Raw genomic sequence first — 13,678 nt, forward strand, 5'->3', positions numbered from 1 at the left:
GCTACCGAGCCACCCCTTCACCTCTGTCGCGCAGGATCCGGGAGAGACGACTCTTGCGCAGATTCTGCGCGACGATCCAGCCCACGTCGGGATGGTCGGAATCCAGCCCGAGGAAGGCGTCCAGGGCTATGTCGGGGTCCGCCGACACGACGACGCTCCAGCAGTAGCCGAGGGTCTGGCGCAGGACTCGCACGTCCGGAGCACGACGGCGCTCGCTCGGCCAGGTGACGAAGCGCGCCGTGGTCGTCGCGCAGACGCCGAGAGCATCGCCGACCGTTCGCGGGTCGCGCAGCAGCCGCGGCTCGCAGATCGCCGCAACCGCCGCGCGCTGGAGGAGCGGATCGGTCTCCTCCGCCCAGGACTTCACGATGGAGAGAAGCGCGGCGATGTCCCGATCGCCGAGAAGCTGCAGACCGATGACCGCTCCTTCGCGGACGCGCCACCGCTGGTCCTCGGCGTGGCCACGCAGTCGCCTGAGGACGTCGGCGTCGTCGGATCGAGCACCGCGGGATGCGGCGACGCACATCATCGCGAACTCGTCATCGGTCTTCTCGAGTTCGGCTATCACCGCCGGTTCGGCTGTGCGAGCTACTGCGGAGACGAGTGCGAGGTTCGCGCGGGGACCGGGAAGCCCGGAATGCGCGATGAGGAATTCGGGCCACCCGGTGGAGGGGAGCGCCCGAAGCCTCGTCTCCCATTCGACGTCGTCGGTCATCGCCCGATGATACCCATTCGCTTGCCGTCGGCAGTTGACGGATCTCTCGTACTGCCGTAACTTATGAAACGATTCATCTTTACAGAAAGCGAGTGACAATGTCCGTCCTCACCCCTGACCACCTCGCCGCGCTCGAGAAGCAGGGCATCGAGCTTCCCAGCTGGGCTTTCGGCAACTCCGGCACGCGCTTCAAGGTGTTCGGCACCCCCGGCACGCCGCGCGACCCGTGGGAGAAGATCGCGGATGCCGCGCAGGTCAACACCTACACGGCTCTGGCGCCGAGCGTGGCGCTGCACATCCCGTGGGACCTCGTCGACTCGTTCTCCGACCTGCGCAAGCACGCCGAAGATCTCGGCGTGACGCTCGGCACGGTCAACTCCAACACCTTCCAGGACGACGACTACAAGTTCGGCGCCCTCACCCATGAAGACGCCGCGATCCGCCGGAAGGCGATCGACCACCACCTCGCGTGCATCGACGTCATGGATGCCACCGGCAGCCGCGACCTCAAGATCTGGCTCGCCGAGGGATCGAACTACCCCGGCCAGGCCGACCTGCGTGGCCGCCAGGACCGCCTGCAGGAATCGCTCCAGCAGATCTACGCCCGCCTCGGCGACGACCAGCGACTCGTGCTGGAGTACAAGTTCTTCGAGCCGGCGTTCTATCACACCGATGTTCCCGACTGGGGCACCTCGTACGCGCAGGTGGTCTCGCTCGGCGACAAGGCATCCGTCTGCCTCGACACCGGCCACCACGCCCCCGGCACGAACATCGAGTTCATCGTCATGCAGCTGCTGCGCCTCGGCAAGCTCGGATCGTTCGACTTCAACTCGCGCTTCTACGCCGATGACGACCTGATCGTCGGCGCCGCCGACCCGTTCCAGCTCTTCCGCATCCTCTTCGAGGTCGTGCGCGGCGGCGGTCTGAACAACCCCGATGTCGCGTTCATGCTCGACCAGTGCCACAACGTCGAAGACAAGATCCCCGGCCAGATCCGCTCGGTGCTCAACGTGCAGGAGATGACCGCCCGCGCGCTGCTCGTCGACCGCGACGCCCTCACCGCCGCGCAGAAGTCCGGCGACGTGCTCGCCGCGAACGCGATCTTCATGGACGCGTTCTATACCGACGTGCGCCCCGCCCTCGCTGAGTGGCGCGAGTCGCGTGGCCTCGCCGCCGACCCGATGGCCGCCTACGCGGCATCCGGCTACCAGCAGAAGATCGCCGCAGAACGAGTCGGTGGCGTGCAGGCCGGCTGGGGCGCCTGAGCGCGCCGTCCCTCGACCCCTCGATCAAGGAACACCACTCATGACGAACCCGACCGCCGCCGACCTGATCGCGCGCAGCAACCGCCTGGGCGCCGACCCGAAGAACACCAACTACGCCGGTGGCAATACCTCCGCCAAGGGCACCGAGATCGACCCCGTGACGGGGCAGCACGTCGAGCTGCTGTGGGTGAAGGGCTCGGGCGGCGACCTGGGCACCCTCACCGAGAAGGGCTTGGCCGTGCTGCGTCTCGACCGCATGCGCGCGCTGGTCGACGTGTACCCCGGCATCGACCGCGAAGACGAGATGGTCGCGGCATTCGACTACTGCCTGCACGGCAAGGGCGGAGCCGCTCCTTCGATCGACACGGCCATGCACGGACTCGTGGATGCCGCGCACGTCGACCACCTGCACCCCGACTCCGGCATCGCGATCGCGACCGCCGCCGACGGCGAGGCCCTGACCTCGAAGATCTTCGGCGAGAAGGTCGTGTGGGTGCCGTGGCGCCGCCCGGGCTTCCAGCTCGGACTCGACATCGCCGAGATCAAGAAGGCGAACCCCCAGGCGATCGGCTGCATCCTCGGCGGCCACGGCATCACGGCGTGGGGCGACACGTCCGACGAAGCCGAGGCGAACTCGCTGTGGATCATCGACACCGCAGCCTCGTACATCGCCGAGCACGGGAAGACCGACCCGTTCGGCGGCGTCCGCACCGGCTTCGAGGCACTGCCGTCCGGCGAGCGCCGCGAGCGCGCCGCCGCTCTGGCCGGCACGATCCGCGGCATCGCCTCGCACGACCGCGCGATGGTCGGCCACTTCACGGATGCCGCGGAGGTGCTCGACTTCCTCGCCTCCGAGAAAGCCCCGGCCCTCGCCGCGCTCGGCACGAGCTGCCCCGACCACTTCCTGCGCACCAAGGTCAAGCCGCTGATCCTCGACCTGCCGGCCACGGCATCCGCCGAGGAGCAGATCGCGCGCCTGCACGAGCTGCACGCCGAATACCGCGCCGACTACCAGGCGTACTACGACGCACATGCGACCGCCGAGTCGCCCGCGATCCGCGGCGCCGACCCGCTCATCGTGCTCGTTCCCGGCGTGGGCATGTTCTCGTACGGCGCGAACAAGCAGACGGCGCGCGTCGCCGGCGAGTTCTACGTCAACGCGATCAACGTCATGCGCGGGGCCGAGGCGCTCTCGACCTACTCCCCCATCTCCGATGCCGAGAAGTTCGACATCGAGTACTGGGCGCTGGAGGAGGCCAAGCTGCAGCGGATGCCGAAGCCGAAGTCGCACCAGGGGCGCATCGCGTTCGTGACCGGCGCGGCGTCCGGCATCGGCAAGGCCATCGCCACCCGTCTCGCGGCCGAGGGCGCCTGCGTCGTCATCGCCGACCTCGACCTCGAGAAGGCGCAGGCCGCGGCGACGGAGCTCGGAGGCACCGACGTCGCGATCGGCGTCGCGGCGAACGTGGCGGATGCCGACGCGATCCAGGCGGCTCTGAACGACGCCGTACTCGCGTTCGGCGGCGTGGACCTCGTCGTCAACAACGCCGGCCTCTCGCTCTCGAAGCCGCTGCTCGAGACCACCGAGAAGGACTGGGATCTGCAGCACGACGTCATGGCGAAGGGCTCGTTCCTCGTGTCGAAGGCCGCCGCGCGTGTGCTCATCGACCAGAAGCTCGGCGGCGACATCATCTACATCTCGTCGAAGAACTCCGTCTTCGCCGGTCCGAACAACATCGCGTACTCGGCGACCAAGGCCGACCAGGCCCACCAGGTGCGGCTGTTGGCGGTCGAGCTCGGGGAGTACGGCATCCGCGTCAACGGGATCAACCCCGACGGCGTCGTGCGCGGCTCGGGCATCTTCGCCTCGGGCTGGGGCGCCAACCGCGCCGCGACCTACGGGGTCGCCGAAGAGGACCTCGGCCAGTTCTACGCCAACCGCACGATCCTCAAGCGCGAGGTCGTTCCCGAGAACGTGGCGGATGCCGTGTACGTGCTGACCGGCCCCGAACTGAGCCGCACCACCGGCCTGCACATCCCGGTCGACTCCGGCGTCGCCGCCGCGTTCCTGCGATGAGCACCCGCGCCGTCGCGGCCGTCGACCTCGGCGCGACCAGCGGCCGGGTGATGATCGGCCGCATCGGCGACGGCGTGCTCGACCTCGAGCCCGTCTCGCGGTTCCCGAACGGTCCCGTCGAACGCGCCGACGGCCTGCACTGGGACTTCGAGGCCCTCTCCGAGAACGTGCTCGACGGCCTGGCCGAGGCGGTCCGCCGCGAGCCCGGGATCGAGAGCATCGGGATCGATTCCTGGGCCGTCGACTACGGGCTGATCGCGGGCGGGAAAGTGCTCGCCGAGCCGTTCCACTACCGCGACGAGCGATCCGCTCGCGGCGTCGCGGAGGTGCACGAGATCGTCGCGTTCGACGAGCTCTACCGCCGCAACGGCCTGCAGTTCCTGCCGTTCAACACGCTCTATCAGCTGCGCGTCGACGACCGCGCTCCCGAGGCCGAGAGCGCGCTGCTCGTGCCCGACCTGCTCGCCTTCCTCCTCACGGGCGCGCGCGTGGCCGAGCGCACCAATGCCTCGACCACCGGGCTCCTCCGCGTCGACGACGCGGAGTGGGACACCGACCTCGCCTCCCGTCTCGGCATCGCTCCCGCGCTCCTGCCCGCACTCGTCGACCCCGGCGCGCTCATCGGCACCCTGCGTCCGCAGATCGCCCGCCGGATCGGCGCCGACCTCCCGGTGATCGCGGTCGGCTCGCACGACACGGCCTCCGCCGTCGCCGCGGTTCCGATGACGTCTCCCTCCGCCGCGTACATCTCGTGCGGCACGTGGGGACTCGTCGGCGTCGAGCTCGCGGAGCCCGTGCTGACGGATGCCGCCCGCGCGGCGAACTTCACGCACGAGCGCGGTGTCGACGGGCGTTTCCGGTTCCTGCACAACGTGGCGGGCCTGTGGCTGCTGAGCGAGACCGTGCGGGCCTGGGAGGCCGAGGACGGCGCTCCGATCGATCTGGTCGCTCTGCTGGCCGCGGCATCCGCCGTCACCGCACCCGTGCCGACCTTCGACGCGAACGACCCGTCGCTCTCGGCGCCGGGTGGCATGCCCGCGCGTATCGGCGCCCTGCTCGCCGCGAGCGGGCAGACGGCCCCGACCGACCGACCCGCGTTCGCGCGCAGCATCGTCGAGTCGATCGCGGTGGCGTTCGCAGAAGCTGTGGCGACGGCATCCGCTCTCACCGGGCGCCGCCTCGACGTCGTGCACATCGTCGGCGGCGGATCCCTCAACACCCTGCTGTGCCAGGCGACCGCCGACCGCACCGGGCTCCCGGTGCTCGCCGGCCCCGTCGAGGCCACAGCGCTCGGCAACGTGCTCGTGCAGGCGCGGGCGCTCGGTGCAGCGCCGGCGACGCTCGAGGAGCTGCGTGCCCTCGTGGCCGCGACGCATGCCCCCGTGCGCTACACGCCGCACACCTGACCGTCGGTCAGCGCACGTTGCCGTTCGAGCAGGTCTGCTGCGCGGCCGAGTTGCCCTTGATGGTGTCGGGGAGCGCCACGACGTTGTCGGGCGTCGCCGGCTCGGTCGGAGCAGCCTCCTCGGTCGGAGCCGTCTCCTCGGTGGGGGCCGTCTCCTCGGGGGTCGTCTCGGCAGGCGTGGGCTCCTGCACGATCACACCGTCGTTGCTGGTGTTCTGGTGCGTGATCTGCAGCTGCGCGTTCGCCTCGATCGCGTCGAAGAGATCGCCGGCGGCCGTGTAGTTCGGCACCACCTTGTTGGCGTTCTGCGAGTCGGTGCCCGTCGGGTACTGCACGAACACGATGTCCTCGAACGGGACCTCCTTGACCGCGAGGGCGATCTGCACGATCGTCATCGGGTCGTCCAGCGTCGTGCTCGTCTCGAGGTTGCTGAGACCGACGTGCGCGAGCTTCAGCATGGTGCCCACGTTGCCGAGGGTCTCGCCGCTGATGAGCTTGCGCGCCAGGCTCGACATGTACTGCTGCTGGTTGCCGATGCGGCCCAGGTCGCTGCCGTCGCCGACACCGTGACGGGTGCGCAGGAACTGCAGAGCCTCGAGGCCCTGCACCGTGTGGGTGCCGGCCGCCAGGTCGAGGCCCGTGTAGCGATCGCGGATCGGGTTTGCGAGGCACACGTCGACGCCGCCGATCGCGTTCGTGATCTCGATCACGCCGCCGAAGGTGACGGATGCCGCGAACTGCACCTCTTGACCGGTGAGCTCGGAGATCGTCTTCGCGACGCAGTTGAGACCGCCGTCGCTGTAGGCCACGTTGAGCGGCTGCTTGCTCATCGCGGAGTGCACGTTGCCGTCGTCGTCGGTGCACTCGGGGATGGGGATCATGAGGTCGCGCGGGAAGCTGACGACCGTGATGCGGCGGGGGTTATCGGAGACGTGCACGAGCAGGTTGACGTCGTTGAGGTTGCCCTCCGAGTCGTTGCCGCTGCAGCGGTCACCGAAATAGCCGGCGTACGCCTCTTCGCAGGTGTCGACACCCGCGAGCACGAAGTTGAATCCGCCCTCGTACTCGCTGATGTCCGGCGGAACCGCATCGGCCGACTGGCCCTCGAGTTCGACGGAGTTCGCGAGCTGCGTGCTGCGCAGGTCGTATACGACGTACGCCGCAACGCCCACACCGCTCACCAGCACCACCGCGAGTCCGATCGCGATGAACTTCAGCAGCTGGCTGAGGGGTCCCGGCGAGTGCAACTGGCCGTGGCGCGCGATCGTTCGACGGCGTCGGGTGTTCTCGGTCACACGGTGCCTTTCGGTTCTGCCTGCGGTGAGGGGGCACCGGGCTCAGGAAGCGGAGGGTGTGGGATTCGAACCCACGAGACATCTCTGCCCACTGGTTTTCAAGACCAGCTCCATCGGCCGCTCGGACAACCCTCCCGACAGACGGATCTGCCGACAAGCCGTGAGTCTAGCCGAGTTCTATTCTCCCGCGCTGACCTGGGCGGGCGCTGGAAGTGTATTCAGCGCACTCGCCAGCCCGCCGTCGACGACGTCGTCGGTGATCTCGGATGCCGCATCCTTCACCTCGGCCGGCGCCTGCCCCATGCCGACCGCGCGCCCGCCGAGCGTGCGCGCCCAGCCGAACATGCCGATGTCGTTGCGCCCGTCACCCGCGACGAGCACGCGCTCCCCGACGAGGCCGAGCTCTTCGCGCACGCGCTCCAGCGCAGTGCCCTTGTCGACCCCCTGCGGGGCGATGTCGAGCCAGGCCGTCCACCCGATCGCGTACGAGACCTCGTTCAGGCCGGCATCCGCCACCAGCCGATGGAAGTCCTCCTCGTCGTGACCGGGCGAGACCACGACGATGCGCGACACGGGCTCGGCCGCGAGCTCCTCGAAGCTCACCCGCCGGCCGCCGTCGAGCGTCCAGTCGTCGAGCTGGTCGGTGAAGAGCCGCTGGCCCGAGGCGAGCTCGACCATGTAGCGGGCGTCCGGCAGGCGCTCGCGCAGAAGGGCGAGCGCGGGCGAGGGGTCGAAGGTCTCGACGTTCCAGCGCTCCCAGTCGTCGCCGACGCGGCGCATCGTGACGGCGCCGTTCGAGCAGACGACGTACTCGGCGTCGAGTTCGAGCTGCTCGACGTACCGGCGGGTGGCCATCCAGCTGCGACCGGTGGCGATCGTCACGACGTGACCGGCATCGCGGAGGCGCGCGACGGCCTCGGGAACGCCCGGGCTCATCGTCTCGTCCTGGAGCAGGATGGTGCCGTCGACGTCGAGCGCGACGAGCCAGGGCGCGGTCATGCGGTGACCTTCGACGTCGCCTTCGTGTTCTCCGGCGTCAGAACCTCGAGCCCGCCGAGGTAGGGGCGCAGCACCTCGGGCACGCGCACCGAGCCGTCGGCCTGCTGGTGCGTTTCGAGCAGCGCCACGATCCAGCGGGTGGTCGCGAGCGTGCCGTTCAGCGTCGCGACGTGCTGGGTCTTCGGTGCGGAGCCGGAGTCCGCCCCGTCGACGACCGGCCGGTGGCGCACGTCGAGGCGGCGCGCCTGATAGGTCGTGCAGTTCGACGTCGACGTCAGCTCGCGGAACGCGCCCTGCGTGGGCACCCAGGCCTCGATGTCGTACTTGCGCGCGGCGCTCGATCCGAGGTCGCCCGCGGCGACGTCGATCACGCGGTAGGCGAGGCCGAGCGAGGTCAGCATCTCCTCCTGCAGGGCCACGAGGCGCAGGTGCTCGGCCTCGGCATCCTCCGCCTCCGTGTAGACGAACATCTCGAGCTTGTTGAACTGGTGCACGCGGATGATGCCGCGGGTGTCCTTGCCGTGCGATCCGGCCTCGCGGCGGTAGCAGGTCGACCAGCCGGCATAGCGCAGCGCGCCGTCCGACAGGTCGACGATCTCGTCCTTGTGGTACCCGGCGAGGGCGACCTCGCTGGTGCCGACGAGGTAGAGGTCGTCGCCCTTGTCGAGGTGGTAGACCTCGTCGGCGTGCTCGCCGAGGAAGCCGGTGCCCTGCATGATCTCGGGGCGCACGAGCGTCGGCGTGATGAGCGGCACGAAGCCGTTCTGCAGCGCTTTGTCGAGCGCGAGGTTCATGAGCGCGATCTCGAGACGGGCGCCGATGCCGCGCAGGAAGTAGAAGCGGGCGCCCGAGACCTTCGCCCCGCGCTCCATGTCGATCGCCCCGAGGATCTCGCCGATCTCGAGGTGGTCGCGCGGCTCGAAGTCGAACGAGGGCACCTCGCCGACGCGACGCAGCTCGACGAAGTCGGCCTCGCCACCGGCGGGCACGCCGTCGATCACGACGTTCTCGATGCGGGCCAGGGCGGCGGATGCTGCCTCTCCGGCGTCGTTCGCGACCTGCTGCGCCTGCTTGACGCGCTCGGCGAGCTCCTTGCCCTGCGCGACGAGCGCGGGCTTCTCCTCCTTCGGCGCCTTGGCGATGACCTTACCGAACGCGTTCTGCTCGGCCCGCAGCTCCTCGAACGCGGCGAGCGCCGCGCGGCGCGATCGATCGGCCTCGAGTGCGATGTCGACGGTGGCCTGGTCGTTGCCGCGCGCGGCCTGCGAGCGGCGGACGAGATCAGGGTGGTCGCGGAGAAGAGCGAGGTCGATCATTCCACGATTCTACGGGGGTCTCCCACCCCCTCAGGCTCGCCGGATGTCACACCCGGGGCCGTGCATCGTCTTTCTCCTCGGTGGTCGGCATCCGGCCGATCGCCGCTGTGGAAGGAATACCCATGACCACCCGTGTCACCTCGCTCGACCAGCTGAACCTGGCCTTCGCCGACCGCTTCAACGCCCGCGACCTCGACGGCCTGATGGCCCTGAACACCGCCGACGTCGTCTTCGTCCCGGCTCCCGGCACCCCGGTGACCGGCGAGGCCGCCGTCCGCGGCGCGCTCGAGCAGTTCCTCGGTCTCGACCTGCCGATCTCGATGACCGTCCGCCACGTGTTCGAGAGCGCCGGCACCGGCCTCGCGATCGCCGACTGGACGATCACGGGCACAGGCCCCGACGGATCCGAGATCGCCCTCGCCGGCACGACCGCCGACGTGGCCGTCTTCGATGAGGAGCACGGCTGGCGCTACGCGGTCGACAACCCCTTCGGCACCGTCTGACCCGCGCAGCGCGGTCTCCTGCGAGCCCGTCGAGACCCACCATGCGCGTCGAAACCCATCGGTGCCGACGTCAACGACGGTGGGTCTCGGCGGGCTCGATGGGTCTCGACGGGCTCGATGGGTCTCGACGCCCGGACCAGGGCGTCACCCCGGGGCCGAGAAGAACCCGTCAGTCCGCGCCCATGCCGCTCTGCCGGCAGGCGCCGAGCGCCTTGCGTGCGCGGGCGACGCGCTGGCGGACCGCCGCGGCGTCGATCCCGAGGCGCTCCGCCGCTTCGCCGGCCGACAACCCGTCGACGGCGGTGAGCAGCAGTGGCTCCCGCAACGAGTCGGGGAGGTCGTGCAGAGCGGCGAGCGCACCGTCGAGGATCACGCGGATCTCGGCGGCTCCGGCCACGTTCACGGCGTCGGGCATCTCGTCGTCGAGCTCGGTCTGCGGGCGGCGTGCCCGCTGACGGGAGAGGTCGATCGCGACGTTGCGCGCGATCGCGTCGAGCCACGAGCACACCCTTCCCGGCTCGGGAGTCTCCAGGTGGGCGACCGATCTCCAGGCGCGCAAGAGCGCCATCTGGGCGGCGTCGTCGGCATCGTCCACGGGCACGCCGAGCGAGATGCTGCGGCGCCGGAGTCGATCGGGCTCGTCCGTGATCATCTCGGTCAGCAGTGCACGCGCATCGCCGATCGACTCGCTCTTCGCCTGCGCACCCATTCCGGCCCCTCCCCAGAGCGCTCGGGCACCCGTCCCCGTGTCACCTGCATGACACATGCCGGGAATAGAGTATCGCCATGACGAAGCCCCCGGCCGCGAGACGACAGGCCGCGCTCGTCTACAACCCGATCAAGGTCGACGAGAAGAGACTGCGCGCTGCCGTGCGCGAGCTCTCGAAGGCCGAGGGGTGGGAGCATCCGGCGTTCTATCCGACGACGATCCAGGATGCCGGGCAGGGTGCCACGGCGCAGGCTCTCGCCCGTGGGGTCGACGTCGTGCTCGTCGCCGGTGGCGACGGCACCGTGCGCGCGGTCTCCGAGGCCATCGCGAACACCGGTGTTCCCCTCGCGATCCTGCCGAGCGGCACAGGCAACCTGCTCGCACGCAACCTGGCGTTGCCGCTGGGCTCGCCCGACGACATGATCCGTGCGGCGCTGACCGGATCCCGCCACGCGATCGACATCGGATGGGCGCGCATCACGCGTGAGAGCGGTGACGAGAGCGAGCACGCCTTCGTGGTGCTGGCCGGAATCGGACTCGACGCCGACATGATCGCGAACACCCGCCCCGACCTCAAGAAGTCGGTCGGGTGGATCGCCTACGTCGACGGCGCCGCGCGCTCGCTCGCCAACGCCTCGCCCTTCCGCTCGGTGTATCAGATCGACGACGGCCGCCTGCATTCGACGAAGGTGCACAGCATCCTCTTCGCCAACTGCGGCACCCTGCCCGCGGGCATCGCCCTGGTGCCGGATGCCTCGATCTCCGACGGAACCCTCGACGTCGCCGTGATCCGGCCCTCCGGTGCGTTCGGCTGGTTCAACGTCTGGCGCAGGATCTGGTGGGAGAACTCGGTGCTGCGGCGCTTCGCCGCCGGCAGGCGCATCCTCGAGCGCCGGGGGAAGGATGCCGCGGTGCACTACTTCCAGGGCCTCGCCGCGGAGGCTGCGACGTCGGTGCCCACGCCGGTCGAGCTCGACGGTGACGAGTTCGGCAATGCCGTGCGCATCACGTGCCGGGTCGATCCGAGCGCGCTCCTGCTCGCGCTGCCGGAGGGGCATCCGGTCGACGCGCTCTGACACGCGGCTTTCCTTCCGGTGCTCCGCAGCGAGGTGCTCCGCCGGCGATGCGCTCAGCCGGCGGTGTCAGTCGGCGAGCACCGACACCGTGCCGTCGAGGCCACCGCCCACGAGGGTGAGGGTGAAGCCGTCGTCATCGACCGCGTCGTCGCCGAACGAGAGGATCGTCGCACGCGGCGCCATGTCCATGGTGCAGATCTGGGTGTCGTCGGTGACGAAGGTCGCCGTGCCCGCGTTGCCCGAACCCTCGAGCGACTCGACGACCGGCGGGCATCCCGACGAGCCCCAGGTGAGCAGCACGAGGCTGCCGTCGTCGAACCATCCGGCGGAGGGCTGGTACTCGGTCGACTCCCCGGGAACGCCGGTGACGGGTGCCCCGCCGATCTCGGCGTCATCCGAGATATCGCCGTAGGTGACCTGCAGCGTGATGTCCTTCGTCGGATCCACACCGGCGGGCAGGCCGCCGATGCTGGCGCGCTGCACCATGTCCTGGGTGCAGACCTGGTCGGCTGCGCCGTCGACGAGCGTCACCGAGACGTTCTGGCCCTCGGCGGTCACCGTGTCGACCTGCGGAACGCACGTCGAGGAGCCCCAGGTGACGACGGCGAACATGCGGCCCTCGTCGAGCAGTGCGGCCTCGACGTCGGCGAAGTCGTCATCGCCGGCCCCGGGCGCGGTCGATGCACCGGGTGTGCTCGTGGGCGAGGTCGATCCGGGGGTGGCGGTGCACCCGGCGATCAGCAGCGCCGCGGCGAAAGCGGAGAGGACGGCGACGACGCGCGAGGGAGTGACCATGCCCCCAGGGTACCGGTGGCGATATTCCATCGGAAGTCGGGAGCGATCACTGCAGGGCGGAGGTGAGGCGCGCCAGGTTGTCCAGCACGGTCGAGCGCAGCGGCTGCTGCATCCACTCCTCGAGGGTGAGCTCCCGGCTGAGCGACCGATAGGTGTCTTCGACCTCGCGCATCTCGGCGACGAACTCCTCGCCGCGCACGAGCATGGAGACCTCGAGGTTGAGACCGAAGGAGCGCATGTCCATATTGCTCGAGCCGATGACCGCGACCTCGTCGTCGACCGTCAGGCTCTTGGTGTGCAGGATGTACGGCTTGCGGTACATCCAGATGCGCACGCCCGCCTTGAGCAGCACCTCGTAGTAGCTGCGCTGCGCGTGGTAGACCATGGCCTGATCGCCCTCTTCCGAGACGAACAACTCGACCTCGACACCGCGGTCGACGGCCGCGGTGACGGCGAGCAGCAGGGCCTCGTCCGGCACGAAGTACGGGCTCACGATCATGATGCGATTCTTCGCCGCATACAGCAGGCCGAGGAAGAGACGCAGGTTGTTCTCGACCTCGAACCCGGGGCCCGAGGGCACGACCTGGCAGTCGAGGTCCCCCGATCCGATGTCGGCGTGGGCGATGTCGATCTCCTCCAGCACGATGTCGGTCTCGCTGTACCAGTCACTGAGGAAGATCGCGTTGACGCTGAGCACGACCGGCCCGTCGAGGCGCACCATGAGGTCGACCCAGTGCAGGCCCCGCTTGATGTTCTTCGGCAGGTTGTAGGTCGAGTCGGTGACGTTCTGCGAGCCGAGGAAGGCGGTCACGCCGTCGACCACGAGCAGCTTGCGGTGGTTGCGCAGATCGGGGCGCTGCATCCGCCCCTTGAACGGCTGCACCGGGAGCATGAGGTGCCAGTCGGCGCCCATGGCGTTGAGGCGCCGGATCGTCTGCTTGTAGCGCGGCTTCCAGCGATTGGCCCAGTGGTCGAGAAGCACCCGCACCGAGACGCCGCGCGCCGCGACCTCCTCGAGCGCACGGAAGAAGTTGTCGGTCGAGGCATCCGATTGCAGGATGTAGAACTCGACGTGCACGTAGTCCTTCGCCTCGCGGATGGCGTCGGCCATCGCGTCGAGCGACTCCTGGTAGTCGGAGATCAGGTGCGCTCCGTTGTCGCCCGAGAGCGGCAGAGCGCCGAGGCGCTGGTTCATCTCGACCAGCGGACCGAACCAGTCCGGCGCGTGGGGACGGAGGGTTCCGAAGTGCAGGTGCTCGCTGGTCGCGGCGATGTACTCGTTGATCTGGTCCTGCTTGCGGCGGCGGGCGCGCGGCAGTCGCGGGTTTCCGATCACGAGGAACAGGAAGACCCCGACGAACGGGATGAAGAAGATCGCCAGCAGCCAGGCCATCGCAGCCGTGGGGCGGCGGTTGCGCGGGATGACGATGATCGCCGTGATGCGGATGGTCAGATCGAGCACCACGAGGAACGCCGTGATCGCCCAGGCGACGCCCTCCGCGGTCATACTGCTCTCTTCCTGA

The 13,678-nt window shown here is 69.4% G+C and carries 12 protein-coding genes and 1 tRNA gene; 5 read left to right on the top strand and 8 right to left on the bottom strand.

Annotated features, from left to right (window positions below; translation table 11 throughout):
* Window position 1 precedes the first annotated feature (1 nt).
* Entirely contained in the window at window positions 2-715 is a 714-nt protein-coding gene (locus KZC52_RS07655) for a HEAT repeat domain-containing protein (protein WP_247623454.1), read from the bottom strand.
* A 98-nt stretch (window positions 716-813) separates the two neighbouring features.
* Here KZC52_RS07655 and rhaI point away from each other — a divergent pair, with 98 nt between their 5' ends.
* Genes rhaI through KZC52_RS07670 form a run of 3 tightly spaced genes read left to right on the top strand, consistent with a single transcriptional unit; the run spans window position 814 to window position 5,463 of the window.
* The gene (gene rhaI / locus KZC52_RS07660; protein ID WP_247624729.1) at window positions 814-1,980 is read left to right on the top strand and encodes an L-rhamnose isomerase; all 1,167 of its coding nucleotides are present in this window, start codon (window positions 814-816) and stop codon (window positions 1,978-1,980) included.
* Window positions 1,981-2,020: 40 nt separating this feature from the next.
* On the top strand, window positions 2,021-4,057 hold the full coding sequence (locus tag KZC52_RS07665) for a bifunctional aldolase/short-chain dehydrogenase (protein WP_247623455.1): 2,037 nt from the start codon (window positions 2,021-2,023) through the stop codon (window positions 4,055-4,057).
* A complete protein-coding gene (locus tag KZC52_RS07670) occupies window positions 4,054-5,463 on the top strand; it encodes a rhamnulokinase (RefSeq protein ID WP_247623456.1) in 1,410 nt (469 codons plus the stop codon). Before KZC52_RS07665 ends, KZC52_RS07670 begins: the two co-directional genes overlap by 4 nt.
* 7 nt (window positions 5,464-5,470) lie before the next feature.
* Here KZC52_RS07670 and KZC52_RS07675 read toward each other — a convergent pair whose 3' ends face one another.
* The 4 genes from KZC52_RS07675 to serS form a co-directional block, all read right to left on the bottom strand.
* Window positions 5,471-6,757 carry an LCP family protein gene (locus KZC52_RS07675; RefSeq protein ID WP_247623457.1) on the bottom strand — a complete coding sequence of 429 codons (1,287 nt, stop codon included), beginning with the start codon at window positions 6,755-6,757 and terminating at the stop codon, window positions 5,471-5,473.
* A 50-nt stretch (window positions 6,758-6,807) separates the two neighbouring features.
* Window positions 6,808-6,892: transfer RNA gene (locus KZC52_RS07680), tRNA-Ser, on the bottom strand.
* 42 nt (window positions 6,893-6,934) lie between these two features.
* Window positions 6,935-7,756: an HAD family hydrolase gene (locus tag KZC52_RS07685; protein WP_247623458.1), complete on the bottom strand. Its 822-nt coding sequence runs from the start codon at window positions 7,754-7,756 to the stop codon at window positions 6,935-6,937.
* Window positions 7,753-9,072, bottom strand: a complete 1,320-nt coding sequence (serS, locus tag KZC52_RS07690; protein ID WP_247623459.1) for a serine--tRNA ligase — start codon at window positions 9,070-9,072, stop codon at window positions 7,753-7,755. The genes KZC52_RS07685 and serS overlap by 4 nt, the downstream gene beginning before the upstream one ends.
* 122 nt (window positions 9,073-9,194) lie before the next feature.
* On the opposite strand from serS, the gene KZC52_RS07695 reads away from it, so the two are divergent.
* Window positions 9,195-9,575, top strand: a complete 381-nt coding sequence (locus KZC52_RS07695) for a YybH family protein (protein WP_247623460.1) — start codon at window positions 9,195-9,197, stop codon at window positions 9,573-9,575.
* A gap of 169 nt (window positions 9,576-9,744) precedes the next feature.
* Here KZC52_RS07695 and KZC52_RS07700 read toward each other — a convergent pair whose 3' ends face one another.
* Window positions 9,745-10,284: an RNA polymerase sigma factor gene (locus KZC52_RS07700; protein WP_247623461.1), complete on the bottom strand. Its 540-nt coding sequence runs from the start codon at window positions 10,282-10,284 to the stop codon at window positions 9,745-9,747.
* Between the two features lie 77 nt (window positions 10,285-10,361).
* On the opposite strand from KZC52_RS07700, the gene KZC52_RS07705 reads away from it, so the two are divergent.
* Window positions 10,362-11,360 (top strand): diacylglycerol/lipid kinase family protein, encoded by a 999-nt coding sequence (locus tag KZC52_RS07705; RefSeq protein WP_247623462.1) that lies wholly within the window; start codon window positions 10,362-10,364, stop codon window positions 11,358-11,360.
* Window positions 11,361-11,426: 66 nt separating this feature from the next.
* Here the strand turns inward: KZC52_RS07705 and KZC52_RS07710 are convergent, their stop codons facing one another.
* The gene (locus KZC52_RS07710; protein WP_247623463.1) at window positions 11,427-12,155 is read right to left on the bottom strand and encodes a hypothetical protein; all 729 of its coding nucleotides are present in this window, start codon (window positions 12,153-12,155) and stop codon (window positions 11,427-11,429) included.
* A gap of 46 nt (window positions 12,156-12,201) precedes the next feature.
* Window positions 12,202-13,662 carry a cardiolipin synthase gene (gene cls / locus KZC52_RS07715; RefSeq protein ID WP_247623464.1) on the bottom strand — a complete coding sequence of 487 codons (1,461 nt, stop codon included), beginning with the start codon at window positions 13,660-13,662 and terminating at the stop codon, window positions 12,202-12,204.
* Between the last annotated feature and the right edge of the window lie 16 nt (window positions 13,663-13,678).

The sequence above is a fragment of the Microbacterium galbinum genome (assembly GCF_023091225.1).
In the GTDB taxonomy this organism is placed as follows: domain Bacteria; phylum Actinomycetota; class Actinomycetes; order Actinomycetales; family Microbacteriaceae; genus Microbacterium; species Microbacterium galbinum.

Bases quoted from the DNA above. Each gene is read 5' to 3' on its own strand.
- rhaI (WP_247624729.1), top strand. From the start codon at position 814: ATGTCCGTCCTCACCCCTGACCACCTCGCCGCGCTCGAGAAGCAGGGC.
- KZC52_RS07705 (WP_247623462.1), top strand. From the start codon at position 10,362: ATGACGAAGCCCCCGGCCGCGAGACGACAGGCCGCGCTCGTCTACAAC.
- serS (WP_247623459.1), bottom strand. From the start codon at position 9,072: ATGATCGACCTCGCTCTTCTCCGCGACCACCCTGATCTCGTCCGCCGC.
- KZC52_RS07685 (WP_247623458.1), bottom strand. From the start codon at position 7,756: ATGACCGCGCCCTGGCTCGTCGCGCTCGACGTCGACGGCACCATCCTG.
- KZC52_RS07700 (WP_247623461.1), bottom strand. From the start codon at position 10,284: ATGGGTGCGCAGGCGAAGAGCGAGTCGATCGGCGATGCGCGTGCACTG.
- KZC52_RS07655 (WP_247623454.1), bottom strand. From the start codon at position 715: ATGACCGACGACGTCGAATGGGAGACGAGGCTTCGGGCGCTCCCCTCC.
- KZC52_RS07665 (WP_247623455.1), top strand. From the start codon at position 2,021: ATGACGAACCCGACCGCCGCCGACCTGATCGCGCGCAGCAACCGCCTG.
- cls (WP_247623464.1), bottom strand. From the start codon at position 13,662: ATGACCGCGGAGGGCGTCGCCTGGGCGATCACGGCGTTCCTCGTGGTG.
- KZC52_RS07710 (WP_247623463.1), bottom strand. From the start codon at position 12,155: ATGGTCACTCCCTCGCGCGTCGTCGCCGTCCTCTCCGCTTTCGCCGCG.
- KZC52_RS07695 (WP_247623460.1), top strand. From the start codon at position 9,195: ATGACCACCCGTGTCACCTCGCTCGACCAGCTGAACCTGGCCTTCGCC.
- KZC52_RS07670 (WP_247623456.1), top strand. From the start codon at position 4,054: ATGAGCACCCGCGCCGTCGCGGCCGTCGACCTCGGCGCGACCAGCGGC.